Annotated in this window: 26 protein-coding genes; 25 read left to right on the forward strand and 1 reads right to left on the reverse strand. The window is 34.9% G+C overall.

Going from position 1 to position 24,525, the window contains the following annotated elements; all coding sequences use genetic code 11:
• Positions 1-2: 2 nt before the first annotated feature.
• The 7 genes from recG to rnc all read left to right on the forward strand — a co-directional run bounded on the left by recG (position 3) and on the right by rnc (position 6,662).
• On the forward strand, positions 3-2,039 hold the full coding sequence (gene recG / locus QQS35_RS06090; protein WP_285931023.1) for an ATP-dependent DNA helicase RecG: 2,037 nt from the start codon (positions 3-5) through the stop codon (positions 2,037-2,039).
• A gap of 113 nt (positions 2,040-2,152) precedes the next feature.
• Entirely contained in the window at positions 2,153-2,749 is a 597-nt protein-coding gene (gene fapR, locus QQS35_RS06095; protein ID WP_285931024.1) for a transcription factor FapR, read from the forward strand.
• Positions 2,733-3,740 carry a phosphate acyltransferase PlsX gene (plsX, locus tag QQS35_RS06100; RefSeq protein WP_285931025.1) on the forward strand — a complete coding sequence of 336 codons (1,008 nt, stop codon included), beginning with the start codon at positions 2,733-2,735 and terminating at the stop codon, positions 3,738-3,740. Before fapR ends, plsX begins: the two co-directional genes overlap by 17 nt.
• A 1-nt stretch (position 3,741) precedes the next feature.
• Entirely contained in the window at positions 3,742-4,686 is a 945-nt protein-coding gene (gene fabD / locus QQS35_RS06105; protein ID WP_285931026.1) for an ACP S-malonyltransferase, read from the forward strand.
• Complete coding sequence (gene fabG, locus QQS35_RS06110) at positions 4,686-5,426, forward strand: 3-oxoacyl-[acyl-carrier-protein] reductase (protein ID WP_285931028.1); 741 nt, start codon at positions 4,686-4,688, stop codon at positions 5,424-5,426. Before fabD ends, fabG begins: the two co-directional genes overlap by 1 nt.
• 155 nt (positions 5,427-5,581) lie before the next feature.
• A complete protein-coding gene (locus QQS35_RS06115) occupies positions 5,582-5,815 on the forward strand; it encodes an acyl carrier protein (protein ID WP_285931029.1) in 234 nt (77 codons plus the stop codon).
• A 166-nt stretch (positions 5,816-5,981) separates the two neighbouring features.
• Positions 5,982-6,662, forward strand: coding sequence for a ribonuclease III (gene rnc / locus QQS35_RS06120; RefSeq protein WP_285931030.1), 681 nt, complete (start codon positions 5,982-5,984; stop codon positions 6,660-6,662).
• Positions 6,663-6,768: 106 nt separating this feature from the next.
• On the opposite strand, the gene QQS35_RS06125 is transcribed toward rnc, so the two are convergent.
• Positions 6,769-6,999 (reverse strand): DUF1128 domain-containing protein, encoded by a 231-nt coding sequence (locus tag QQS35_RS06125; protein ID WP_285931031.1) that lies wholly within the window; start codon positions 6,997-6,999, stop codon positions 6,769-6,771.
• 190 nt (positions 7,000-7,189) lie between these two features.
• On the opposite strand from QQS35_RS06125, the gene smc reads away from it, so the two are divergent.
• The 18 genes from smc to dprA all read left to right on the forward strand — a co-directional run bounded on the left by smc (position 7,190) and on the right by dprA (position 24,489).
• Positions 7,190-10,756, forward strand: a complete 3,567-nt coding sequence (smc, locus tag QQS35_RS06130; protein ID WP_285931032.1) for a chromosome segregation protein SMC — start codon at positions 7,190-7,192, stop codon at positions 10,754-10,756.
• A gap of 31 nt (positions 10,757-10,787) precedes the next feature.
• The gene (gene ftsY / locus QQS35_RS06135) at positions 10,788-11,783 is read left to right on the forward strand and encodes a signal recognition particle-docking protein FtsY (RefSeq protein WP_285931033.1); all 996 of its coding nucleotides are present in this window, start codon (positions 10,788-10,790) and stop codon (positions 11,781-11,783) included.
• Positions 11,784-12,031: 248 nt separating this feature from the next.
• Positions 12,032-12,358 carry a putative DNA-binding protein gene (locus QQS35_RS06140; RefSeq protein ID WP_285931034.1) on the forward strand — a complete coding sequence of 109 codons (327 nt, stop codon included), beginning with the start codon at positions 12,032-12,034 and terminating at the stop codon, positions 12,356-12,358.
• A gap of 12 nt (positions 12,359-12,370) precedes the next feature.
• A complete protein-coding gene (gene ffh, locus QQS35_RS06145; protein ID WP_285931035.1) occupies positions 12,371-13,723 on the forward strand; it encodes a signal recognition particle protein in 1,353 nt (450 codons plus the stop codon).
• A gap of 81 nt (positions 13,724-13,804) precedes the next feature.
• The gene (gene rpsP / locus QQS35_RS06150; protein ID WP_285931036.1) at positions 13,805-14,077 is read left to right on the forward strand and encodes a 30S ribosomal protein S16; all 273 of its coding nucleotides are present in this window, start codon (positions 13,805-13,807) and stop codon (positions 14,075-14,077) included.
• 17 nt (positions 14,078-14,094) lie between these two features.
• Positions 14,095-14,322 carry a KH domain-containing protein gene (locus QQS35_RS06155; RefSeq protein ID WP_285931120.1) on the forward strand — a complete coding sequence of 76 codons (228 nt, stop codon included), beginning with the start codon at positions 14,095-14,097 and terminating at the stop codon, positions 14,320-14,322.
• A gap of 96 nt (positions 14,323-14,418) precedes the next feature.
• Complete coding sequence (locus QQS35_RS06160) at positions 14,419-14,805, forward strand: YlqD family protein (RefSeq protein WP_285931037.1); 387 nt, start codon at positions 14,419-14,421, stop codon at positions 14,803-14,805.
• A 12-nt stretch (positions 14,806-14,817) separates the two neighbouring features.
• Positions 14,818-15,336 (forward strand): ribosome maturation factor RimM, encoded by a 519-nt coding sequence (rimM, locus tag QQS35_RS06165; RefSeq protein WP_285931038.1) that lies wholly within the window; start codon positions 14,818-14,820, stop codon positions 15,334-15,336.
• Positions 15,336-16,058, forward strand: coding sequence for a tRNA (guanosine(37)-N1)-methyltransferase TrmD (trmD, locus tag QQS35_RS06170; RefSeq protein ID WP_285931039.1), 723 nt, complete (start codon positions 15,336-15,338; stop codon positions 16,056-16,058). Before rimM ends, trmD begins: the two co-directional genes overlap by 1 nt.
• A gap of 146 nt (positions 16,059-16,204) precedes the next feature.
• Entirely contained in the window at positions 16,205-16,549 is a 345-nt protein-coding gene (gene rplS, locus QQS35_RS06175) for a 50S ribosomal protein L19 (protein WP_285931121.1), read from the forward strand.
• 162 nt (positions 16,550-16,711) lie between these two features.
• The gene (lepB, locus tag QQS35_RS06180; RefSeq protein WP_285931041.1) at positions 16,712-17,272 is read left to right on the forward strand and encodes a signal peptidase I; all 561 of its coding nucleotides are present in this window, start codon (positions 16,712-16,714) and stop codon (positions 17,270-17,272) included.
• A 9-nt stretch (positions 17,273-17,281) separates the two neighbouring features.
• The gene (ylqF, locus tag QQS35_RS06185; protein ID WP_285931042.1) at positions 17,282-18,127 is read left to right on the forward strand and encodes a ribosome biogenesis GTPase YlqF; all 846 of its coding nucleotides are present in this window, start codon (positions 17,282-17,284) and stop codon (positions 18,125-18,127) included.
• A gap of 83 nt (positions 18,128-18,210) precedes the next feature.
• Positions 18,211-18,984 (forward strand): ribonuclease HII, encoded by a 774-nt coding sequence (locus tag QQS35_RS06190; protein ID WP_285931043.1) that lies wholly within the window; start codon positions 18,211-18,213, stop codon positions 18,982-18,984.
• A gap of 14 nt (positions 18,985-18,998) precedes the next feature.
• Positions 18,999-20,849, forward strand: coding sequence for a hypothetical protein (locus QQS35_RS06195; protein ID WP_285931044.1), 1,851 nt, complete (start codon positions 18,999-19,001; stop codon positions 20,847-20,849).
• Positions 20,846-21,118 carry an EscU/YscU/HrcU family type III secretion system export apparatus switch protein gene (locus QQS35_RS06200; RefSeq protein WP_285931045.1) on the forward strand — a complete coding sequence of 91 codons (273 nt, stop codon included), beginning with the start codon at positions 20,846-20,848 and terminating at the stop codon, positions 21,116-21,118. Before QQS35_RS06195 ends, QQS35_RS06200 begins: the two co-directional genes overlap by 4 nt.
• A gap of 192 nt (positions 21,119-21,310) precedes the next feature.
• Positions 21,311-22,471, forward strand: coding sequence for an ADP-forming succinate--CoA ligase subunit beta (gene sucC, locus QQS35_RS06205; RefSeq protein ID WP_285931046.1), 1,161 nt, complete (start codon positions 21,311-21,313; stop codon positions 22,469-22,471).
• Positions 22,472-22,578: 107 nt separating this feature from the next.
• Complete coding sequence (gene sucD, locus QQS35_RS06210) at positions 22,579-23,481, forward strand: succinate--CoA ligase subunit alpha (protein ID WP_285931047.1); 903 nt, start codon at positions 22,579-22,581, stop codon at positions 23,479-23,481.
• Between the two features lie 54 nt (positions 23,482-23,535).
• A complete protein-coding gene (dprA, locus tag QQS35_RS06215; protein WP_285931048.1) occupies positions 23,536-24,489 on the forward strand; it encodes a DNA-processing protein DprA in 954 nt (317 codons plus the stop codon).
• Positions 24,490-24,525: the final 36 nt, after the last annotated feature.

The following is a 24,525-nucleotide window of genomic DNA, read 5'->3' on the forward strand; positions in this document are numbered from 1 at the left end:
GAGTGATAAATGAACCCGTCATAAATATTAAAGGGGTTGGTGATAAGTTATATCAATCATTAGTTGGAATGGATATTAGAACGATTAATGACTTATTGTTTTATTTTCCGAATAGATATGATAATTATGAAATAAAACCCTTAAATCAACTTGTTCATAATGAGAAGGTTACAATCGAAGGTGAAATAATTGGAGAACCTTCCCTTACTTTTTATGGTAGAAAAAAATCAAGGTTAGTTTTAAATGTACAAGTTGAACACATGGTTGTTAAAGGGGTAATGTTTAATCGAGCTTTTGCTAAGAAACAACTTCAAGCAGGAGAAATTGTTACACTAACCGGTAAATGGGATCAGCATCGTTTGCAAATTACAATTAGTAATTATAAAAAAGGTCGAGCTAAAGCAGAAGATCCAATCCAACCTATATACCCATTAAAAGGCGATGTAACAACTAGACAACTCAAAAAGTTAATATCAACTGCATTAACTCAATATAGTCATGAAGTAGTAGAAATTCTACCTGATGAGTACTTGGAATCCTATAAACTACCACCTAGATCCGAGGCCTTGAAGCAAATGCATTATCCTGCAAACTTTCAAGCATTAAAGCATGCGAAAAGAAGATTTATATATGAAGAGTTTTTATTATTTCAATTAAAAATGCAGCTGTTAAGAAAGCGCCATAAAGAAGCCACAGAAGGAAATAGCCAAGCATACGATTATAGGAAAGTAGATCACTTTATTTCTCGTTTACCATTCAAACTCACTGATGCTCAAAATAAGTCATTAAAAGAGATATTGAAGGATTTAGAGTCCCCATATCGAATGAATCGTTTATTACAAGGTGATGTTGGTTCTGGAAAAACAGCTGTTGCTGCAATTAGTTTATATGCATCCCTAACAGCTGGTAAACAAAGTGCTCTAATGGTCCCAACAGAGATACTGGCGGAACAACACTATCAGTCGTTTAAAGAACTATTTGAAGGATATGCTAATGTTGTCTTACTGACTGGTTCGATTAAAGGTAAAAAACGAAAAGAAATTTTGGCTAAAATTAAATCACAAGAAGCAAATATTATTGTTGGAACACACGCATTAATCCAAGATGAAGTATTGTTCTCTAATCTAGGAACAGTGATTATCGATGAACAACATCGTTTTGGGGTTAACCAGAGAAAAACATTACGAGATAAAGGAATCCATCCAGATGTGTTATTTATGACAGCAACTCCCATTCCACGTACATTGGCAATTACCACATTTGGTGATATGGATGTATCGCAGATAGATGAGATGCCACTTGGTCGTAAAGAAATAGAAACATATTGGGTTAAAGAACAGATGCTTGATCGTGTCTTGGATTTTATAGCCAAGGAAGTTGAACAAGGACATCAAGCTTATGTAATTTGCCCTCTGATAGAAGAATCAGATAAATTAGATATCCAAAATGCTGTAGATCTTTATCATCAATTACAAGCTAATTATGAACCCAATATAAAAGTAGGATTGATGCATGGAAGACTGCATTCGAATGAAAAAGAAGAAGTAATGAGACAATATGCACAAAACCAAATACAAGTATTAGTCTCAACAACCGTAGTTGAAGTTGGCGTAAATGTTCCTAATGCGACCGTGATGGTCATATATGACGCAGAAAGGTTTGGTTTGTCACAGTTACATCAACTTAGAGGAAGGGTTGGACGAGGTGAGTCACAAAGTTATTGCATCTTGCTAGCAGACCCTAAAGGTGATGTAGGAAAGGAAAGAATGAGAATCATGACGGAAACAATAAATGGATTCGAACTATCTGAACAAGACCTGCAGCTGAGGGGACCTGGGGATTTCTTTGGTAAGAAGCAAAGTGGATTGCCTGAGTTTAAAGTCGGGGATATGGTTCATGATTATCGTGCGCTAGAAACAGCGAGAAATGATGCTCAAGATATAATTAATGCTGGTTGGCTACAGAATAATCCTAATTATTCAAGGTTATATAAACTACTTAAACAAGAAGTGATTTTAAACGGAGAAACATTGGATTAGTAATACTTGCATAAATTCATTTGGTATTATATATTACTATTAGTACCTAGTCATAAATTTACTTTTATTTATAATATAAAACAGTTTATAAGACCAACTGGATGGTGTCGAAAATGAAAAGAAATAAAAAAGAAAGGCAACGATTACTTAAGGAAACAATAGATGAAATGCCGTTTATTACAGACGAGGAATTAGCAAAAAAATTTCAAGTTAGTATTCAAACGATCCGATTAGATCGGATGGAATTGTCAATTCCTGAGTTGCGTGAACGGATAAAATCTGTTGCCACATATCAGTGGAATGAAACAGTCAAAGCTCTACATATTGATGAAGTTATTGGAGAAGTAATCGATCTTGAACTAGATAAACGTGCAATATCAATTCTTGATATTAACCGTGAACATGTCTTTTCTAGAAATAAAATTGCGCGTGGGCATCATTTGTTTGCTCAAGCAAATTCACTTGCAGTTGCAGTAATAGATGATGAATTAGCTTTAACGGCAAAGGCGGAAATTAAGTTTACTCGTCAAGTTAATGAAGGTGAACGCGTAGTAGCAAAAGCTAACGTTCAAATTTCTGATGAGGTAAAAGAAAGAACTACTGTTCAAGTGATTAGTTATGTTGAAAATGAAAAAGTTTTTTCAGGTGTATTTGAAATGTATCGTTCAAATCAACAAAAAGGAGATTTTATCGATGAAAATAGCCATTGATGCCATGGGTGGAGATCATGCCCCTAAAGAAATTGTTTTAGGTGCTATAGAGGCTGTGAAAGATATTCCTAACTTAGAAATAACTTTAATCGGTGATAAAGAAAAAATTGCCAAATATTTAACCTCAGACCATTCGAAAATAAGTATAATACATACAACAGAAGTGATATCAAGTGAAGATGAGCCAGTAAGAGCTGTCCGTCGCAAGAAAAATGCTTCTTTAGTTTTAATGGCAAATGAAGTAAAAGAGATGCGGGCGGAGGCTTGTATATCGGCTGGTAATACTGGGGCATTAATGAGTGCAGGCTTGTTTATAATTGGAAGGATCAAAGGGATTGATCGTCCAGCTCTTAGTCCAACCTTACCTACACAAAATGGTGAAGGATTTTTATTATTAGATGTTGGAGCAAATGTGGATGCGAAATCGCAACATTTGTTACAGTACGGAATAATGGGCTCGATTTATACGGAAAAAGTTCGTGGAGTAACTTCACCTCGTGTAGGCTTATTAAACGTAGGAACCGAAGACGGAAAAGGTAACGATCTTACTAAAAAAGCATTCAATGAATTAAAAGAAGCACCAATTAACTTTATTGGAAATGTAGAAGCACGAGATTTACTAAATGGAGTGGCTGATGTCGTTGTGACAGATGGATTTAGTGGTAATATTGCTTTAAAAACAATAGAAGGTACTGCGCTAACCATGTTTTCTATGATTAAGGAAACAATGATGTCTAATTTAAAAACTAAATTTGCAGCAAGTTTAATTAAAAATGATTTAAGAGTACTAAAAAATCAATTAGATTATTCAGAGTACGGTGGTGCAGGTTTGTTTGGATTGGCAGCACCAGTCATTAAAGCTCATGGCTCTTCAAATGCCAGAGCTATATATAGCGCTATTAAACAAGCTTGCCATATGGTCGAAAATAATGTTACACAAACAATTGAAACGACAATACATTCACTCCAGTTAATAAATGAGGAGGAATAAAATGAAAAAGGTAGCTTTTATCTTTCCAGGGCAAGGTTCTCAAACTGTGGGAATGGGGAAAGATTTGTATGAAAATTATCCGCAAATCAAAGAATCATTCAATATTGCAGACAAATTGTTAGGAAATTCGCTAACGTCGTTAATGTTCGATGGACCAGTTGAAGAACTAACAAATACGGAGAATGCTCAACCAGCATTGTTGTTAAATAGTGCTGTTATTAATAAAGTGTTAAACGAGCAAGGGATTTATCCTGAAGTGACGGCTGGTCATAGCCTAGGAGAATATAGTGCACTAGTGGCGTCAGGTGCTATCTCACTGGAAGATGCGCTACCATTAGTGCAAACAAGAGGAAGATTAATGGAAAAGGCATTCCCAAAAGGTCAGGGGACTATGGCTGCGGTACTAGGTCTTCCTAGTGATAAAATCATAGAAGTAATTAATTCTCTAAGTGATACGGATGAGACCGTCGATATCGCAAATTATAATTGTCCTGGGCAAGTTGTTATTTCTGGTACGAAAAAGGGAATTGAAATAGCTTCAGTTCAATTAAAAGAAGCCGGTGCGAAACGCGTTATCCTTTTAAATGTTAGTGGTCCTTTTCATTCAAAGTTAATGAAACCTGCTGCACAACAATTAGAAGAAGCATTTCAAACTGTTGAGATTTCGGATGCACAAATACCTATCTATGCAAATGTAACCGCAAAGAAGGAATCTGACAAAAATGAACTTACCAAGCTATTAATTAAACAACTTTATTCACCTGTTCGATTTGAAGAAATAATTGAAAATATGTTACAAGATGAATTGGATGCCATTGTAGAAATTGGAAATGGTAAGGTATTATCAGGATTGGTTAAAAAAGTAAACCGTAGGATGAAAACATTTACGCTTCAAGATTATGAGTCAGTGGAAATGTTTATTCAATGGTACAAGGAGGAATCCTAATGCTACAAGGAAAAGCAGCTCTAGTTACTGGGGCATCTCGTGGAATAGGGAGAGCAATTGCCTTAGAATTAGCAAGTCAAGGTGCTAAGGTCGCAGTCAACTTCTCGGGAAATGAGCAAAAAGCACACGAAGTTGTGGAAGAAATTGAAAATCTTGGAGCCACTGCGATTAAAATAAAAGCAAATGTGGCGAAGGAATCTGAAGTGAAAGACATGATCAAACAAGTTGTAAGTGAGTTTGGTAGTCTTGATATACTTGTTAATAATGCGGGTATTACTAGAGATAATTTATTAATGCGTATGAAAGAAGAAGAATTTGATGAAGTGATTCAAACCAATTTAAAAGGCGTTTTTCTTTGTACCAAAGGTGTCACAAGACAAATGATGAAACAAAGAAGTGGGAGAATTATTAATATTGCATCGGTAGTGGGTGTTAGTGGGAATCCTGGGCAAGCAAATTATGTAGCAGCTAAAGCTGGTGTGATTGGTATGACAAAGTCCAATGCGAAGGAATTAGCCTCTAGAAATATATTAGTTAATGCAATTGCTCCTGGCTTTATTGAAACAGATATGACGGATCAATTAACTGATGAACAAAGAGCGGGAATGTTGGAGTTAATCCCGTTAGATAAACTTGGTAAAGGGGAAGATGTAGCAAGGGTTGCACGATTCCTAGCATCAGAGGATGCAAATTATATTACTGGTCAGACTATTCATGTGGATGGCGGAATGGTGATGTAGGAAAATGTTTATGCATAATCTGAAGTGAACGAAACAAACATGGTTATACAGTTCTTATTTACGCTGTAGATCTAGTAGGAATCAATCACACTGATTAAGGTACCATGTTTGTCATATTTGTTTGTTTTTTATATTTGAAAGGGGGTGAAGTTGCTATGGCAGATACTTTTGATCGCGTAAAGAAGATCGTTGTTGACCGTTTAGATGTTGAAGAGTCTAAGGTTACAATGGAAGCTTCTTTTAAAGACGACTTAGAAGCAGACTCACTAGATGTCGTGGAGCTTGTAATGGAGCTTGAAGATGAATTTGATATGGAGATTGCTGATGAAGATGCAGAAAAAATCGGAACAGTTGGTGATGCTGTGAATTACATAAGCAGCAAACAATAATAACTTTTTCTTATTTGTGATTATTCAGGATTTCATTAGAGAAACTCGTCATTCGCCTTGCTTTTTTAGAGAATGCGAATGACGTTTTTTTGATATTTAGGAAAGTCTCGCATCGCGAGACTTTCCTCATATTTCATAGAATAAATATTGGGTAGGTGGTGAAACAATGAGTTTAAAACAATTACAGCAAGAATTAGGTTTTAATTTTAATAACGAGAATTTATTAAAGCAAGCTTTTACCCATTCATCTTATGTGAATGAGCATCGAAAAAAAGAATTTGAGGATAATGAAAGATTAGAATTTTTAGGGGATGCTGTTTTAGAACTAGGAGTATCTCAATACTTATATCGTAAGTTTCCAGGAATGGCTGAGGGAGAATTAACAAAGCTTCGAGCTTCTATTGTATGTGAACCTGCATTAGTTAATTTTGCAAACGATATTAATTTTAGCAACTACATCCTTTTAGGTAAAGGTGAAGAAATGACTGGTGGAAGAAATAGACCTGCTTTGTTGGCTGATGTATTCGAATCCTTTATCGGGGCTCTTTATTTAGACCAAGGGTTCGAACAAGTTTTACTATTCCTAGAAAGATATGTTTATCCTCAAATAAGTACAGGTGCTTTTTCGCATGCGATGGATTATAAAAGTAAACTGCAAGAGTTTGTTCAAAGAAATAAAAATAGTATTGTTGAATATGTAATTGTTGAAGAGAGAGGCCCGGCACATAATAAGGAATTTGTTGCAGAAGTAGTAATTAATACGAAGATTGCAGGAGTAGGATACGGTAGGACTAAGAAAGAAGCAGAACAACGTGCTGCTAAAAAAGCTTTAGATGATTTACAATGAGAAAAGATACTGACATCTATTAGTGGAGATGTCAGTATTTTAATTTTGTCTAACTTTGTACCTTTTATTTTTATTACCTTGGTAGGCTAATTGAAATGATGTAATATTAGTTTTTTTGAATCCTGTTGTCTGCTAGTTCTTGTACAAATGCTTGAGTCTCTGCAACGCTTAGTTGCCCCTTTTGTTTCAACATATCATATAATGATTTTAGCTCATCATATTTTTCTAAGTCATAATCTTCAGGATCCATGATGGATCGATTAACTACTTGTAACATAGTAGCCATTTCATCAATGATGAATGCTAAATTTTCTTGTGTTGGTTCATTTAGATTCAAAATAAACACTCCTTCTAATTATTAATTCAATGAATTCTTCTAAGTCCCTCTTCTTTATGATAAAATAAATTAGTTGAAATGCAAATGAATTTTGTTAAAAGACGGATTTTTGATGAAAGATAATATTATAAACTATTCATATTTTTTTAAGATTAAACTTAAGAATGTATATTTCTATAGGAGAATGATTATGTTCCTAAAACGATTAGATACTGTAGGGTTCAAATCTTTTGCTGAACGAATATCTGTGGACTTTGTTACAGGAGTTACAGCAGTAGTTGGACCTAATGGTAGTGGTAAAAGTAATATAACTGATGCAATTCGCTGGGTTCTTGGAGAGCAATCTGCAAGATCTTTGAGAGGAGCAAAAATGGAAGACATTATCTTCCAGGGTAGTGATTCTAGAAAAGCATTAAATGTAGCTGAGGTCACACTTACTTTAGATAATTCTGATCAAATGCTACCAATTGATTATGAGGAAGTCAGCGTAACGAGAAGGGTATATCGATCTGGAGAAAGTGAATTCTTGATAAATAAACAAACTTGTCGTCTAAAAGATATTGTAGATCTATTTATGGATTCTGGGCTAGGAAGAGAAGCGTTTTCCATTATAAGTCAAGGGAAAGTAGAAGAAATTTTAAGTTCCAAGGCAGAAGAACGTAGAACGATATTTGAAGAAGCTGCAGGTGTTTTAAAATATAAAAATCGTAAGAAAAAAGCAGAGTATAAGCTTGCAGAAACACAGGAAAATCTAAATCGTGTTGAAGATATTATATACGAAATTGAAAATCAATTAGATCCATTAAAACAGCAAGCAGTAATAGCGAAAGATTATTTAGAAAAGAAAGAGGAATTAAAGGAAAAAGAAATTTCTTTGTTAATTGCTGAAATTGAGGTTTTACATAAAGATTGGACTCATATATTAGCAGAAATTGAAACAGATAAACACCAAGAACTTCAAATAAAAACAAAGGTCCAACAGAAGGAAGCTAGCATTGAACAGGATAAGAGTAAAATGGAAGACCTAGATCAATCTATTGAAGAATTGCAAGAATCTTTGTTGATATTAACGCAAGAATTAGAAAATCTGCAAGGAACAAAAAAATTAATCAATGAAAGATCTTTGCATTTTGAGTCTAACAAATCGAAGCTTGAGCAGGATGGCGACACCTACAATGGTAGAGTTCAGAAACTAGAACAAGAGTACGAAAATGAACAAGCGAATCTTAAAAAAGTTACTGAAGAAAAGAATGCAACACGCTCTAAAATTGATCAATTGACGAACAGGTTATCGACGACAGAGGAAGATATTGAAGAACAGATAGAAGAATTAAAAAGTGATTATATTGAAAGATTGAATGGACAAGCAGCAAAACGAAATGAAAGACAGTCTATTGAAAAGCAATTATCACAAATTGGAACAAAAAAGAATAACCAAAACTCAAAATTTCAAGGCCTTGTCGATGAACGGGAAAAAATGAATGAAGAACTTGAGCAGCTTAATAAATCGTTGCAAATACGCACAAAGGAAAGACAAGCACTTCAGGAAAAACTTAAAAATATGAAAACGGAAATTGAAAAAGATAAGGAAACATACCAAGAATTACAGACAAAACTATATCAAGGTTATCAATACCTTGAAAAGCTAAAGTCGAAAAAAGAAATGCTTGAGGATATGAAAGAAGATTTCCAAGGTTTTTTTCAAGGTGTAAAAGAAGTACTGAAAGCAAGAGAAGAAAACGTACTTTATGATATCCACGGTGCAGTGATTGAGCTTTTAGAAGTTCCAAAAGATTATATTACAGCAATTGAGACAACGCTCGGTGGACAAGCACAACATATTGTAGTCAAAGATGAGTCTGTCGCTAGAAAAGCTATACATTGGTTAAAGCAAACGAATAAGGGTAGGGCCACTTTTTTACCAATGACAGCGATGAAAGCAAAATTTATATCGGATGATTTAATTTCTAAGGTCAACAGTCATAACGGATTTGTAGGTGTGGCGTCAGATTTAATTACTTTTGATACTAAGTATCAGAATGTGATTAAGTATTTATTAGGAAATGTTGTGATTGCAACCAATCTAAAAGATGCCAATGAAATTGCTGTCCAATTAGGTCGAAGGTTCCGAGTAGTAACCTTGGATGGGGATGTGGTTAACCCAGGAGGCTCCATGTCAGGTGGTGCACAAAAGAAAACGAATCAATCTTTGTTTACAAGGGACAAAGATCTACAAGAAATCACAAATAAGCTAGAAGAATATCAAAATAAAGCAGAGAACTTCGAATTAAAAGTAAAAAAACATAAACAATTGGTAGACGAGAAAGAAAATCAACTTGAGCAACTAAGAACTGAGATAAATCAGAAGCAACAAAAAGAGCAAGAAGTTATTTCCAAAGTTACTGAAAGAGAAGTGAATATTGCTCATTTAAATGAAAATTTACAATTATATGACCAAGATAAAATGCAGTTTGAAGCTGATTTTACGGGATTAAAGGAAAGAGATGAAACGTTAACAAAAGAACTTGAGTCTCTAAATCATCAGCTAAAAGAAATACAACTGCAAATTGATGGATTATCTGAGCAACAATCAAAACATAAGCATAATCAAAAACAGCTTGAGGAAGAAATTCATAAACTTCAAGTCACTTTTGCTGAACAAGAAGCAAAAGTTAGAAATTATAAAGAAAAGACACATAACATACGGGTATCATTAGACGAAGCACATCTTGCTTTAAATAATAATAATCAACAACTTAAGCAACTACTTGAGTTTAATAAAAATGAAGATACGGAAGAAGCAATAGATGCTAAGTTGGCAGATAAACAACAACAAAAAGATAACACAACTAATTTAATTCAACTTAGACGTCAAGATCGAATGAAACAAACTCAACAGATAACAGATATTGAAAGAGAATTAAAAGAGCAAAATAGATTACATCAATCTATGATGTATGCCATAAAAGATAAAGAAGTAAAAGCTAGTAGGTTAGATGTTGAGTTGGAGAACAGGCTGAATCATCTACAAAGTGAATATATGATTACATTTGAAAAGGCGCAAAAGGATTATGAAAAGGCTACTCAAATTGATGAAGCAAAACGTGAAGTGAAGCTTATCAAACGTTCTATTGATGAATTAGGTACAGTAAATCTAGGTGCAATTGATGAGTATGAACGGATTGAGGAACGCTATCAGTTTCTAACAGAGCAACAAACAGATTTAGTCCAAGCGAAGGAAACTTTATACAGCGTAATATCTGAAATGGATGAAGAGATGAAACGAAGGTTTGAAACTACTTTTTATTCCATAAAAGAAGAATTCACTATCGTATTTGAAAAGCTATTTGGTGGTGGAAGAGCTGAATTAAAATTGACTGATCCAACCAATATTCTTGATACCGGTGTGGATATTATTGCACAGCCTCCTGGAAAGAAATCACAGCACCTTGGACTATTATCAGGAGGGGAACGCGCTTTAACGGCTATAGCATTACTGTTTGCAATATTACGAGTAAGACCTGTGCCGTTTTGTGTATTGGATGAAGTTGAAGCGGCATTGGATGAAGCAAATGTGAATCGATTTGCAAGTTATTTGAAAGACTACAGTGACAAAACTCAGTTTATAGTTATTACACATCGTAAAGGTACAATGGAAGAGGCGGACGTTTTATATGGAGTTACAATGCAAGAGTCAGGTGTTTCAAGATTAGTTTCAGTTAAGCTTGAAGACACACCGGAATTAGTTAAAACATAAAATTTAGATTAGTTAATGAAAGGAAGATAGTATGAGTTTTTTCAAGAAGCTTAAAGATAAGTTTACAGGTAACGAAGAAACGGAAGTATCGGATAAGTATAAAGAAGGCTTATCAAAAACAAGAAATTCATTCTCAAGTAAAATAAATGATCTCGTTGCTAAATATAGAAAAGTAGATGAAGATTTTTTTGAGGATTTAGAAGAAATTCTTATTTCTGCTGATGTCGGTGTGTCTACCGTCATGGATTTAATCGATGAACTGAAAATGGAAGTAAAACGTCAAAATATTAAAGATACTTCTAAGGTGAAAGAAGTAATTTCGGAAAAACTCGTTGAAATTTATTATGGTGAAGACAACGAATCTGTAGAAAAATTGAATTTGCAAGAAGGTGAATTATCAGTTGTATTATTTGTAGGTGTAAATGGTGTAGGTAAAACCACGACTATTGGAAAAGTGGCCCATCAACTTAAACAAGAAGGAAAAAAAGTAGTACTAGCAGCTGGCGATACGTTTCGTGCTGGTGCTATAGAACAGCTTGAAGTATGGGGAGAGAGAGTTGGCGTAGAAGTCGTTAAACATAATGCTGGGAGTGATCCTGCTGCTGTCATTTATGATGGAGTAAAAGCAGCAAAATCTCGTAATGCGGATGTGCTTTTATGTGATACTGCAGGTAGATTGCAAAACAAAGTTAATTTAATGAATGAACTTTCTAAAGTGAAGCGTGTAATTGAAAAAGAAATTCCAGGTGCACCACATGAAGTGTTACTAGTGTTAGATGCCACAACAGGACAGAATGCAATGAGTCAAGCTAAAACATTTTCTGAATCGACAGATGTTACTGGAATCGTACTTACAAAACTAGATGGAACTGCTAAGGGTGGAATTGTACTCGCGATTAGAAATGAGTTGCAAATTCCTGTTAAATTTATAGGATTAGGTGAAAAAGTGACAGACTTACAGTCATTTGACGCTCATGCATTTGTGTATGGCTTGTTTGCTGATATGTTGGATGACAATCAAGAATAATTACTTGACAGATATAGGGTTATTCCGATAGTATTTTTATGACATTTATGATTGCTGAGAATAATACAATGTCGGACTACAGCTAGTTCTAGTACTATCGTGAGAGTTCCCTCACATGTAAGGGAAAGGACATTGAATTACTTTTGCTGTCTTTATCCCCAATGAACTAGTGAAATTAAGTCCAACCGTTATGAAACAGGTTTGTGCTTTGCTGACTAAAGGCATTTCACTTAAAGGGAGTGCTCAAATTGTTGGAAAAAACTACTCGCGTTAATTTTCTGTTTGATTTTTATCAAGAATTATTAACTCCTAAGCAAAGAAACTATATGGAAATGTATTATTTAGAAGACTATTCTCTAGGAGAAATATCAGAAACAAGTGAAGTTTCCAGACAAGCTGTCTATGATAATATTCGTCGAACCGAATCCATGTTAGAGGCTTATGAAAAGAAATTACAACTATATGATAAATTTCAACAGAGAATGCATTTAATCGAACAGTTAGAACAAATGGTAGTTAGTCACGAATTGAAAGATATTGATTCATTAATAAAATCGTTAAGAGAATTAGATTAGGAGGCGAGTTATATGGCATTTGAAGGTTTAGCCGACCGCCTACAGAGTACAATACAAAAGATTAAGGGCAAAGGTAAAGTAACTGAACAAGATGTAAAAGAAATGACACGTGAAGTCCGTCTTGCTTTATTGGAAGCGGATGTTAACTTTAAAGTTGTGAAAGATTTTGTTAAACGTGTAAAAGAGCGTGCTGTCGGTCAAGAGGTTATGGAAAGTTTAACACCTGGTCAACAAGTCATTAAAGTAGTAAAAGAAGAATTAACTAGTTTAATGGGTGGAGAGCAAAGTAAAATAGCAGTTGCTGACAGGTCGCCAACTGTAATTATGATGGTAGGTTTACAAGGTGCTGGTAAAACAACTACTACAGGTAAGTTGGCCAATTTATTACGAAAAAAATATAACCGAAAACCTCTACTTGTTGCAGCTGATATATATCGTCCAGCAGCAATCAAGCAATTAGAGACACTTGGTAGCCAACTGGGAATGCCTGTATTTTCATTAGGTACGGAAGTAAGCCCTGTTGAAATAGCCAACAAAGCTATTGAACAAGCAAAAGCTGAGCATAATGATTATGTAATTATAGATACAGCTGGTCGACTTCATGTGGATACTGATTTGATGGATGAATTACAACAAATCAAGACGAATGTGAATCCAAATGAAATTTTCTTAGTGGTTGATGCTATGACAGGACAAGATGCTGTTAATGTAGCAGAGAGCTTTAACGAGCAATTAGACATCTCTGGAGTAGTTTTAACTAAGTTAGATGGTGACACACGTGGTGGTGCTGCATTGTCTATAAAAGCAGTCACTGATAAGCCAATTAAGTTTGCTGGTATGGGTGAGAAGCTCGATGAGTTAGAAGCATTTCATCCAGAACGGATGGCGTCTCGAATTCTTGGTATGGGAGATGTTTTGTCTCTTATTGAGAAAGCACAAGATAATGTAGATGAGAAAAAAGCAAAAGAGTTAGAACAAAAGATGCGTTCTGCTTCATTTACGTTCGATGACTTTCTAGAACAAATGGGTCAAGTGAAAAATATGGGACCTTTAGAAGATCTTATCGGAATGTTACCGGGTGCTAACAAGATGAAAGGCTTAAAAAATGTTCAATTTGATGAGAAGCAAATTTCTCATGTGGAAGCGATCATTCAATCCATGACAAAAAAAGAAAGACAGGATCCAAGTTTGATGAATGCAAGCCGTAAGAAGCGGATAGCAAAGGGGTCTGGAAGATCAGTTTCCGAAGTGAATAGACTCTTAAAGCAGTTTGAAGATATGAAAAAAATGATGAAACAAATGACGAATATGCAAGGCGGAAAAAAAGGTAAAAAAGGAAAAGGACTTAATTTTCCATTCATGTAATGTAAAAACACTTTACAGACAAATTAAATTCTGATAGAATCTAAACTTGTGTAAAACAATTATTTATGGAGGTGCGAACACATGGCAGTAAAAATTCGCCTAAAGCGTATGGGATCAAAAAGAAATCCATTTTATCGTGTAGTAGTTGCTGATTCACGTTCTCCTCGTGACGGACGTTTAATCGAGCAAATTGGCACATACAATCCGGTAGCAAACCCGGTTGAAGTGAAATTAGATGAAGAAAAAGCTCTTGATTGGATGGCTAAAGGAGCTAAGCCAAGCGATACAGTACGTAACTTATTTTCAAACGAAGGCATCATGAAGAAATTCCACGACTCTAAAAACCAAAAGTAAAGTAGTGTGATATCATGATGAAATCCTTGATAGAAACAATAGTAACACCATTAGTTGATTATCCAGATGACATAGTAGTAACAGAAAATGAAGAAGAGCATAAAATTGTTTATCATTTGTCTGTGAATCCAGATGATGTGGGAAAAGTAATTGGCAAGAATGGTAGGATTGCAAAAGCGATTCGAACTGTTGTTTATGCAGCGGGATCGGATACGAAAAAGCGTATTTATCTTGATATTGTGTAGAAAGGGAGAGGGGGAACCTTTCCCTTTTTTCACTATCTATTAATATTATTTTATTTCGTTGGTTTCTTTATCCTTCTTGAGAGAGGCTGAAGTACAGTGAAAATTATTCAAAAAATACCTGTAAAGCAAATACTTACTGAAGCTAGTAAAAATAAACTTGAACATAGCTTTTACGAAAATAAACAGCAACTTGAACAAGAGTGTCAACAGCTTTTATTTGAGCAGAAGAAACTCCAAAATAAAAAAGGCGTTTCAAAAGAAGAGGTATATAAGAGGTTTCAAAAAGAAATAACTAAGCGGAAAGACAAGATGAAATGGTTAGATTTCCAATTAGAACAATTAAACATATTACCGATTGGAAGCGAAATAACAGAAGGTGAAGTTGAATCTCTTGTTGAAGTTGCAGAAGGTAGTAATTGGGATGAGATAATAGATGATAAAGCAATCATCGTAAAAGACGGTATTGTGATTCAAATAAAATAGCAGGTGATTTATATGAGTGATAATTTATTTAACGTTGGTAAAATAGTAAATACACATGGAATTAAAGGTGAAGTTAAAGTTGTTAGGATAACAGATTTTGAAGAACGTTTTAAAAATGGTGAAAAACTCTATTTTGTAGGAAAAGATGAAAGTCATGTTGTTCCACTAGTTATTGATGGACACCGTCAACATAAGAATTTTGATTTATTACACTTTGAATCTTATGATTCCATCAATCAAGTCGAACATTTTAAAGATGGCTTTTTGAAAATAAGTCAAGATCAACTGACACCACTTGAAGAAGGTGACTTTTATTACCATGAGATTATTGGCTGTCGCGTTCTTACTGTATCCGGAGAAGAATTAGGAGAGATAAAGGAGATATTATCTCCTGGCGCAAATGATGTTTGGGTAGTAAAGCGAGATAAACAAAAAGATATTCTCATTCCTTATATTGAAGATATAGTAAAACAAGTGAATATAGCTGAGCAAACCATTGTAATTGAACCAATGGAAGGATTGCTAGATTAATGCAAATTGACATATTAACGTTGTTTCCAGAAATGTTTGAAGGCGTGTTTAATTCTTCAATTTTAAAAAAAGCACAAGAAGCTAATGCATTTAATGTTAACTATATAAATTTCCGTGATTATACTGAAAACAAACATAATAAGGTAGATGATTATCCATATGGTGGTGGTGCGGGAATGGTCCTCACTCCACAACCTATATTTGATGCTGTGGAGGATCTTACAAAATATACAGATAGAAAGCCACGGATTGTTCTTATGTGTCCACAAGGTGAACCACATAGTCAGAAAAAGGCATTAGAGTTTTCTAATGAAGATCACCTTGTCTTTATTTGTGGTCATTATGAAGGTTATGATGAGAGAATTAGACAAAACTTAGTAACAGATGAAATATCTATAGGTGATTATGTTTTAACTGGTGGAGAACTCGGGGCAATGGTTGTTATTGATAGTGTAGTTCGACTTTTACCGGGTGTGCTAGGTAATGAGCTTTCTGCACCTGAAGATTCTTTTTCACAAGGGTTATTGGAGCACCCCCATTATACTCGGCCAGCTGACTTCCGGGGTCTTAAGGTCCCTGACGTGCTATTATCGGGCAATCATGCCAAGATAGACCAATGGCGCAAACAAGAATCGTTAAAAAGGACTTATGAACGTAGGAAAGAGTTATTAAAAGACTATCCACTTTCAGATAAAGAAATAGAATGGTTAAAAAAACTCTGAAAACTATGAGATAATGGTTGAAGTGCTATGGTAAATATGATATATTATTTGTTGTGCTTGAGATAACTCTCAAGTCGTATAAACGATGTTCCGCTTTCAGAAACTTGTTTTAGATATGAGCATTGGTTTGGAAGGAGTGTAACAGGATGCCTAATTTAATCGAAGAAGTAACAAAAGAACAACTTCGTACCGATCGTCCTGATTTCCGACCTGGAGATACATTAAAAGTTCACGTTAAAGTTGTTGAAGGAACTCGTGAGCGTATCCAGGTGTTTGAAGGCGTAGTTATCAAACGTCAAAACGGCGGAATCAGTGAGACATTCACTGTACGTAAGATTTCTTACGGTGTAGGTGTTGAACGTACTTTTCCAGTACATTCACCTCGTGTAGACAAGATTGAAGTAAGCCGTCGTGGTAAAGTACGTCGTGCAAAACTTTATTATCTTCGTGAACTACGTGGTAAAGCTGCGCGTATTAAAGAAATTCGCTAATTGTAAATGTAAAAGGAGCTTGCTTTGTCAAGCTCCTTTTTTCTCTATTTAAAATAATCTTAAAAAACTAGTTACATTATTTGTTTTAAAATAAAATCAATGAATAATAATACATATAATCCCTAATAATTACTATTGTATTAAGCTCGGAGGAGAACGTAGATGGCCAAAAAGAAAAGTGAATGGCTTGATTGGATAAAAGCGCTTATTATTGCGGGTCTTCTTGCGTTTGTGGTACGTATGTTTTTCTTTGCCCCTATTGTAGTTGACGGCCCCTCGATGTTACCCACATTAGAAAACGGAGATCACATGATTGTCAATAAGTTTAGTTATACAATCGGAGACCCGGAACGTTTTGATATCGTCGTTTTTCATGCGACTCTTGATAAAGATTATATTAAACGAGTAATTGGATTACCAGGGGAAACTGTAGAGGTGAAAGATGAAATATTGTACATTAATGGGGAAGAAGTTGACGAGCCGTTCTTAAATGATAAAATAGCGCAAATAACAAATAATCAAGTGTACACATTTGATTTTACAATGGAGGATATTCCTGGTGAATATCAAACCATTCCTGATGATCATGTATTGGTTCTGGGAGATAATAGAAGTAATTCAACGGATAGTCGTCTATTAGGACTTATTTCGTATGATCAATTAGTTGGTGAAACGAGTATTATATATTGGCCACCAAATCGGATAGGATTTACAAAAGAATAGGATGATATTATGACAATTCAATGGTTTCCTGGGCACATGGCTAAAGCAAAAAGAGAAGTACAAGAAAAATTAAAGCTTGTTGACTTTGTAATTGAACTTGTAGATGCCAGAGCACCAGAATCTTCGCAAAATCCAATGCTTCAACAAGTATTACAAGATAAGCCAAAAATGATTGTTTTAATGAAAAGAGATTTAGCTGACCCGAATCAAACAGATGCTTGGATAGATGCTTATAAAAAGAGGGATATTCCAGCATTAGCTGTTGATGTACAGCAAAAACAAGATATCCAGCGTGTAATTTCACTTGCAAAGGATTTAGGTAAGGCAAAGTTAGAAAAACTTCGTAAGAAGGGTATTAGACCTAGACCTGCACGTGCAATGATTATTGGTATTCCCAATGTTGGAAAATCGACGCTTATTAATCGTTTAGCAGGAAAAAAGATAGCAAAGACTGGTGATCGCCCCGGTGTGACAACAAGTCAGCAGTGGATTAAAGTAAAAAAAGATTTTGAGTTATTGGATACTCCAGGAATATTATGGCCTAAATTTGAAGATCAGGTTGTTGGCTACCGTTTAGCAGCTATTGGTACTATTAAGGACCAATTATTACCCTTAGAGGATATTGCTGCCTTTACAATTACTTATCTGCAAAACCATTATCCGAAAGTGTTAGAATCTAGGTTTAAAATTACGAAAAATCAAGATGATATGGCGGAAATTTTTGAAGAAATTGGTGTGCTTAGAGGTTGCTTAGAAAGTGGAGGAAAAGTTAATTATGAAAAAACTGCGGATGTAATTATTCGTGATTTACGTTCTGGTCGACTTGGGCAATTAACTTTAGAGCACCCGGAGTAGGAAAAGGTTTAGGCATTCAAAAAAGGATGCCTTTATTTTTTTTGAATTTTGCCGATAAAATAGGAATAGGAGGTTTTAGTATAGTGGGGAAACAACAAACAATAGCGGAGATTAATTATTTATTTAAAAATGACAGGTTAACGGACGAGCAACTGACATATTTGAAATTGGATGAGCGGACCGGTGTAAAAAAACTAATTGAAAAATATGAGCGAAAAATACAAAAAAAGGAACAACAAAGAGAACAATTTGAAAAAATGCTTACATATGAGCGAACTCAATATCGACAAGGAAAAACATGGATAGCTGGTATCGATGAGGCTGGTCGAGGTCCTTTGGCTGGACCGGTTGTTGCTGCTGCAGTTATTCTACATAAAGATTTTTATTTACCAGGGTTAAATGATTCAAAGCAGTTAAGTAAGAAAAAACGGGACGAATTTTATTCAATTATTACACAAGAGGCTGTATCTTTTGGGGTTGGCATTATTCATAATCAAGAGATAGATCAAATTAATATTTATAATGCAACGAAGAAGGCGATGAAAAAATCAATTCAACAACTAAATCCATTTCCGGACCATATATTAATCGATGCGGTACCATTGGAGGATGTACTTTGTACCAGTGAGTCCATTGTTAAAGGTGATCAAAAGAGCATCTCGATAGCAGCAGCAAGTGTGATTGCGAAAGTAACAAGGGACAATCTGATGGAAAGTCTACACGAAAGGTATCCTAATTATAATTTTGCATCCAATATGGGTTATGGAACAAAAGATCACATTAGTGCGATTGAGACGCATGGGCTGACTGATTATCATAGAAAATCGTTCACGATAGGTAGTAGCAAAAAAGGTTAAAGAGGAGGCTTTTTATGACAGGGACAAATCCATTTACATCTACTATACTGAAAACATTCCATTCTCAACGTGTTAATAATGAACAACAACTTAGACCTGGGAATGTCTTGTCAGGCAAAGTTCTCGAAATTTATCCTAATCAACGTGCAATGATTCAACTTGGTGGAAAACAGTTGGTAGCCCAATTAGAAACATCTTTAAACTTACATAATAGCTACTGGTTTCAGGTTAAATCAGTAGGAGACATGCTTCGGCTTAAGGTATTAGTTGACAAACCACTAACAAACAAAAATCAAGCAGAGCTACTATTAAAAGAATTAGGATTAACAGTATCAAAAGAACATCTGGATTTTATTACAACATTGATTGAAAAAAATATTCCTTTTGACAAAAATAGTTTGAGCCAAGCTCTGGAGTTGAGTAATAATCAACAGAACAGAGAGTTTTCTCAAAAGGTTTTGCTAGAAATGATGAGACGTAATTTACCAATCACATCGTCTGTTTTACAAGCCCTAATAATGAAAGACACAAGTAGTATACAGGAACAATTGATTAGTTTAAATAGTGAAATAAGTAAACAGGATAATTTATCGGCAGTGCAAAGATTATTAACAGAAAGAATAATGCCCTTTGTCAATCAATCAGTTAATGAACCAAAAACAGAAATTGTTAAAATGATTTTAGACGGTATTAATCGTCAAGATGACAAAATGTTTACACTCCTTAAAAAATCAACTTTATTGACATCACCGAGCTCATTTAATGACTGGCAAAGGTCTTGGTCAAACTGGCAAGTGGAGACAGGGATTGATTATATTCAAGGTAATGACAAAGTAGATAATAGAATCAAACTACCATTTGATTTAGATGCGAATCATTTTTTGGATGCTCTCTATAAGCTTAGAAACAATCAACTACCCATCTCACAATCTTTAATTAACCAATTCTCCCAACTCGTCAATAAACTCGATCAAAATTTAGAAAGTGCGACGATTGAAAACCAATTAAGAAATTTCATCAAAAAAAATGATTTGTTATATAAGATCAATGGCCTATTAACTGACAGTGAAAAGGTAATAATGAACAATTGGTTAGAAAACCGACTAAATAATAAATCAGGCGAATTGTTACCGGTCTTAAAAGATATAGCCTTCAAGCAACTGCCAGTTGAAATGGAAAAATTAATGACTGACCTAATAAGCAAGCTTGAGCCAAACCAACCCCAAACGAATATTGGAACTAAAGAACTATTCCTTACACAATTAAAGCAGTTTTTATTGTTTTCTGGTATTGACCACGAAAGTTTCATTCATAGAGGAAAGTTCGATCAACTAAACATCGCCAATGAGCAATCGTTAAAAAGTTTAGTGTTACAAGCGTTACAAGAAGGTAATGGCAGTCAAATGGAAAAGTTAGAGAAACTACTTCATTCGCTGAACGGGATACAGTTGACTTCTGTTCAACAAGAAGGTCCAATGATACAAACCTCCATTCATTTGCCTGCTGATAAATTTGGCCTTAAAAGTGATGTGCAAATAGATTTTGAAAGTAGAAAAGATGAAACAGGAAAGATTAATCCGGACTTTTGTCAAATAATATTCTATCTAGACTTAAATACAATTGGTGAGACAATTATAAATATGTCGATACAAAAAAGACTAGTAAACGTAACAGTATATAATCAACATTCCCAATTAGAGGACATGCTATCTAAATATAAAACAGCATTAAAAATGGGGCTAAACAAGATAGATTATCACTTATCAACCGTTCAGTTTAAATCATCAAATGTGAAGCAAAGTGTACATTCTTCAGATACAAACGAAGTTAAATCACATAGGCAAGGAGTGGATTTTCGAATATGAGCGAAATACGTTATAAAAAAGCGGCAGCTTTAAGCTACGAGGGGAAAAAAGATATTGCACCTAAAGTCACTGCTTCTGGTAAAGGATATGTTGCTGAAAACATAATCAATAAGGCTAAAGAAAATAATGTTCCCATTCAAGAAGATTCTTCTTTAGTTGCTTTGTTATCGGAATTAAATATAAATGAGAGTATTCCTGAAGAACTATATTTAGCTGTAGCTGAAGTATTTGCTTTTATTTATCAGGCCGACAAAAATATTAAATTATAAATATCATTGCTTTAGAAGACTGTTAAAGGAAGCTGAGTAAAGATGGGATAAAAAAGCTTATGTATATAAATTTATCATCAATTAGACTTTAATTTTCGAATCATTTTGAAATTTTAAAGGTAATTTGTGGACAATTTGCAATCATTTTTTATACAATGAGTTTGCAGTGATTATTTGATGGGAGGATGGAACATGAACATTCACGAGTATCAAGGCAAAGAACTTTTGCGTAAATACGGTGTTGCAGTGCCTAATGGGCAAGTTGCATATACAGTAGATGAAGCTGTAGAAGCTGCGAAAAACTTAGGAACTAGTGTATCAGTTGTTAAAGCGCAAATCCATGCTGGTGGAAGGGGTAAAGCTGGTGGTGTCAAAGTAGCTAAAAACCTTGATGAAGTGCGTACATATGCAAATGAAATTTTGGGTAAAACGCTAGTAACACACCAAACTGGTCCACAAGGCAAAGAAGTAAAGCGTTTACTAATTGAAGAAGGTTGCGATATTCAAAAAGAATACTATGTTGGATTAGTATTAGACAGAGCAACTTCTAAAGTGACGATGATGGCTTCTGAAGAAGGTGGAACAGAAATAGAAGAAGTAGCTGAAAAAACGCCTGAAAAGATTTTTAAAGAAGTAATTGATCCAGTTACAGGTTTATTACCGTTCCAAGCTAGAAGACTTGCTTTTAATATTAATATCCCTAAGGAGTATCTCTCTAAGGCCGTTAAATTTATGTTAGGTCTCTATCAAGCATTTGTTGAGAAAGATTGTTCTATTGCTGAAATCAACCCACTTGTTACGACTGGTGATGGTGAAGTACTGGCTTTAGATGCTAAGCTTAATTTTGATGATAACGCTCTATTCCGTCAAAAAGATATTCAAACATACCGTGATTTAGACGAAGAAGACGCGAAGGAAATAGAAGCATCAAAACATGATTTAAGCTATATTGCGCTAGATGGGAATATTGGTTGTATGGTTAATGGTGCTGGACTAGCAATGGCGACGATGGATATTATTAAGCATTATAACGGTGATCCTGCAAACTTCCTTGATGTTGGGGGCGGTGCAACAGCAGAAAAAGTAACAGAAGCTTTCAAAATAATACTATCTGACTCCAATGTGAAGGGTATTTTAGTTAATATCTTCGGTGGAATTATGAAATGTGATGTTATTGCTGAAGGTGTAGTAGCTGCTACAAAACAAGTAGGATTAGAAATACCTTTAGTCGTGCGTTTAGAAGGAACAAATGTTGACTTAGGTAAGAAGATTCTAGCTGAATCTGGTCTTAACATAACTGCCGCAGAGTCTATGGCAGATGGAGCAGAAAAAATAGTTTCACTTGTGAAGTAATAGATTGCAAAATTGTTTGAACTTTTAATAGAAGTAAGCCTATCTTTTTACTGGTAGGTAATTCTTACAATGTGACTGTCAGATAACCAAGGGAGGACGGACATTAAATGAGTGTTTTTATAAATAAGGATACGAAAGTAATTGTTCAAGGTATTACAGGATCTACGGCTCTCTTTCATACAAAACAAATGCTGGAGTATGGAACGAAAATTGTAGGTGGTGTCACACCCAAAAAGGGTGGGACAGAAGTGGAAGGCGTACCTGTTTTTGATACAGTGCAAGGTGCTGTTGAACAAACCGGTGCAAACGCCTCTGTAATTTATGTGCCAGCACCATTTGCTGCAGATGCTATTATGGAAGCTGTTGATGCAGAGCTAGATTTAGTTATTTGTATAACTGAACATATACCAGTACTGGATATGGTTAAAGTTAAACGCTATATGGAAGGCAAGAAAACGAGACTCGTCGGTCCTAACTGTCCTGGAGTAATAACTCCTGATGAATGTAAAATTGGAATTATGCCAGGATATATACACAAAAAAGGTCATATCGGTGTCGTTTCTCGTTCAGGAACATTAACTTATGAGGCAGTTCATCAGCTATCTGAGGAAGGTTTTGGTCAATCTACTGCTGTTGGTATTGGCGGTGACCCTGTCAATGGAACAGATTTTATTGATGCATTAAAAGCATTTAATGAAGACCCTGAGACAGAAGCTGTCATGATGATTGGTGAGATTGGTGGAACTGCAGAAGAAGAAGCAGCGGAATGGGTTAAGGCAAACATGAACAAGCCTGTTGTAGGATTTATCGGCGGAGCAACAGCACCTCCTGGAAAACGTATGGGCCATGCTGGTGCCATTATTTCAGGTGGAAAAGGAACAGCGGAAGAAAAGATTAAAGTGATGAATCAATGTGGTATTGAGGTAGCGAAAACACCATCTGTTATGGGCGAAACCTTAATTAGCGTATTAAAACAAAAAGGACTATTTGACAAATGTAAAACACATTAATGTGGTGGGCTGACGTAATTGTCAGCCCAAACTAATATATAGGGAGTTTTGTCATTGAATAAAACTAGTTTGCGACTTATACACTTACATAGATCAAAAGCGGTTACACGGCCACTTATAAGAAAAATATTAAGTAAAGATCCTTATTTAGAAAATATTTATCGACATGATCCATCTGCTTTATCTCAATATCTATCTCTCACATCTCCTCGTGCTTTTCAACTCTATCAAGATTTACATAACCCCCAATTAATACAAACCATTAAGAATGACTGTCAAACTTACCATGTTATTACTATATTAGATTCAACATATCCCCCTTTGCTAAGAACAATTATAGACCCACCATATGTTTTATATTTGCTTGGAAATGAAAAATTATTAACTGAGTTACCATCCCTAAGTGTGGTTGGAACTCGTAATCCAAGTCCAGAAGCAAAGCGTAAAATGAATAAAATAATTACGCCATTAATTTTAGAAAATTGGGTGATTGTGAGTGGAATGGCAAAAGGCATTGATGGCATAGCCCACCAATTAGCCATAGAAAATAACGGAAAGACAATTGCTGTTGTTGGGAGTGGGTTTCAACATGTTTATCCTAAACAACATGTCAATTTATTTTATGAACTTGCAAGAAAGCAGTTAATTATATCTGAATACCCTCCAAATATTCCTGCAAGAAGACATCATTTCCCAGAGAGAAATCGACTGATAAGTGGTTTAGGTACAGGTACGATTGTTGTAGAGGCTAAAGAGAAAAGTGGATCATTAATAACAGTTGACCAAGCTTTAGATCAAGGTAGAGATGTTTATGCCATACCAGGTTCACCTTTATTTGAACAGACGAGCGGCTGTCATAAAATGATTCAAGATGGTGCTAAATTAGTACAAAATACCCATGATATTACAGAGGATTGGACAAATAACCAGGGTAAATGGTGTCGTATTTTGTCTGATAATACAGAGTGTAAGCTTGTGAATGGTACAAAAAATGAATTTCATGTTTGACAAATTAGCAATAAGTATTTAATAATAGGGAAGATT

Source organism: Aquibacillus rhizosphaerae (assembly GCF_030282825.1).
Classification (GTDB): domain Bacteria; phylum Bacillota; class Bacilli; order Bacillales; family Amphibacillaceae; genus Aquibacillus_C; species Aquibacillus_C rhizosphaerae.

Bases quoted from the DNA above. Each gene is read 5' to 3' on its own strand.
- trmD (WP_285931039.1), top strand. From the start codon at position 15,336: ATGCAAATTGACATATTAACGTTGTTTCCAGAAATGTTTGAAGGCGTG.
- rpsP (WP_285931036.1), top strand. From the start codon at position 13,805: ATGGCAGTAAAAATTCGCCTAAAGCGTATGGGATCAAAAAGAAATCCA.
- lepB (WP_285931041.1), top strand. From the start codon at position 16,712: ATGGCCAAAAAGAAAAGTGAATGGCTTGATTGGATAAAAGCGCTTATT.
- fabG (WP_285931028.1), top strand. From the start codon at position 4,686: ATGCTACAAGGAAAAGCAGCTCTAGTTACTGGGGCATCTCGTGGAATA.
- fapR (WP_285931024.1), top strand. From the start codon at position 2,153: ATGAAAAGAAATAAAAAAGAAAGGCAACGATTACTTAAGGAAACAATA.
- QQS35_RS06195 (WP_285931044.1), top strand. From the start codon at position 18,999: ATGACAGGGACAAATCCATTTACATCTACTATACTGAAAACATTCCAT.
- ylqF (WP_285931042.1), top strand. From the start codon at position 17,282: ATGACAATTCAATGGTTTCCTGGGCACATGGCTAAAGCAAAAAGAGAA.
- sucC (WP_285931046.1), top strand. From the start codon at position 21,311: ATGAACATTCACGAGTATCAAGGCAAAGAACTTTTGCGTAAATACGGT.
- ftsY (WP_285931033.1), top strand. From the start codon at position 10,788: ATGAGTTTTTTCAAGAAGCTTAAAGATAAGTTTACAGGTAACGAAGAA.
- smc (WP_285931032.1), top strand. From the start codon at position 7,190: ATGTTCCTAAAACGATTAGATACTGTAGGGTTCAAATCTTTTGCTGAA.
- rimM (WP_285931038.1), top strand. From the start codon at position 14,818: ATGAGTGATAATTTATTTAACGTTGGTAAAATAGTAAATACACATGGA.
- sucD (WP_285931047.1), top strand. From the start codon at position 22,579: ATGAGTGTTTTTATAAATAAGGATACGAAAGTAATTGTTCAAGGTATT.
- rnc (WP_285931030.1), top strand. From the start codon at position 5,982: ATGAGTTTAAAACAATTACAGCAAGAATTAGGTTTTAATTTTAATAAC.
- ffh (WP_285931035.1), top strand. From the start codon at position 12,371: ATGGCATTTGAAGGTTTAGCCGACCGCCTACAGAGTACAATACAAAAG.
- plsX (WP_285931025.1), top strand. From the start codon at position 2,733: ATGAAAATAGCCATTGATGCCATGGGTGGAGATCATGCCCCTAAAGAA.
- QQS35_RS06155 (WP_285931120.1), top strand. From the start codon at position 14,095: ATGAAATCCTTGATAGAAACAATAGTAACACCATTAGTTGATTATCCA.
- QQS35_RS06200 (WP_285931045.1), top strand. From the start codon at position 20,846: ATGAGCGAAATACGTTATAAAAAAGCGGCAGCTTTAAGCTACGAGGGG.
- rplS (WP_285931121.1), top strand. From the start codon at position 16,205: ATGCCTAATTTAATCGAAGAAGTAACAAAAGAACAACTTCGTACCGAT.
- fabD (WP_285931026.1), top strand. From the start codon at position 3,742: ATGAAAAAGGTAGCTTTTATCTTTCCAGGGCAAGGTTCTCAAACTGTG.
- QQS35_RS06115 (WP_285931029.1), top strand. From the start codon at position 5,582: ATGGCAGATACTTTTGATCGCGTAAAGAAGATCGTTGTTGACCGTTTA.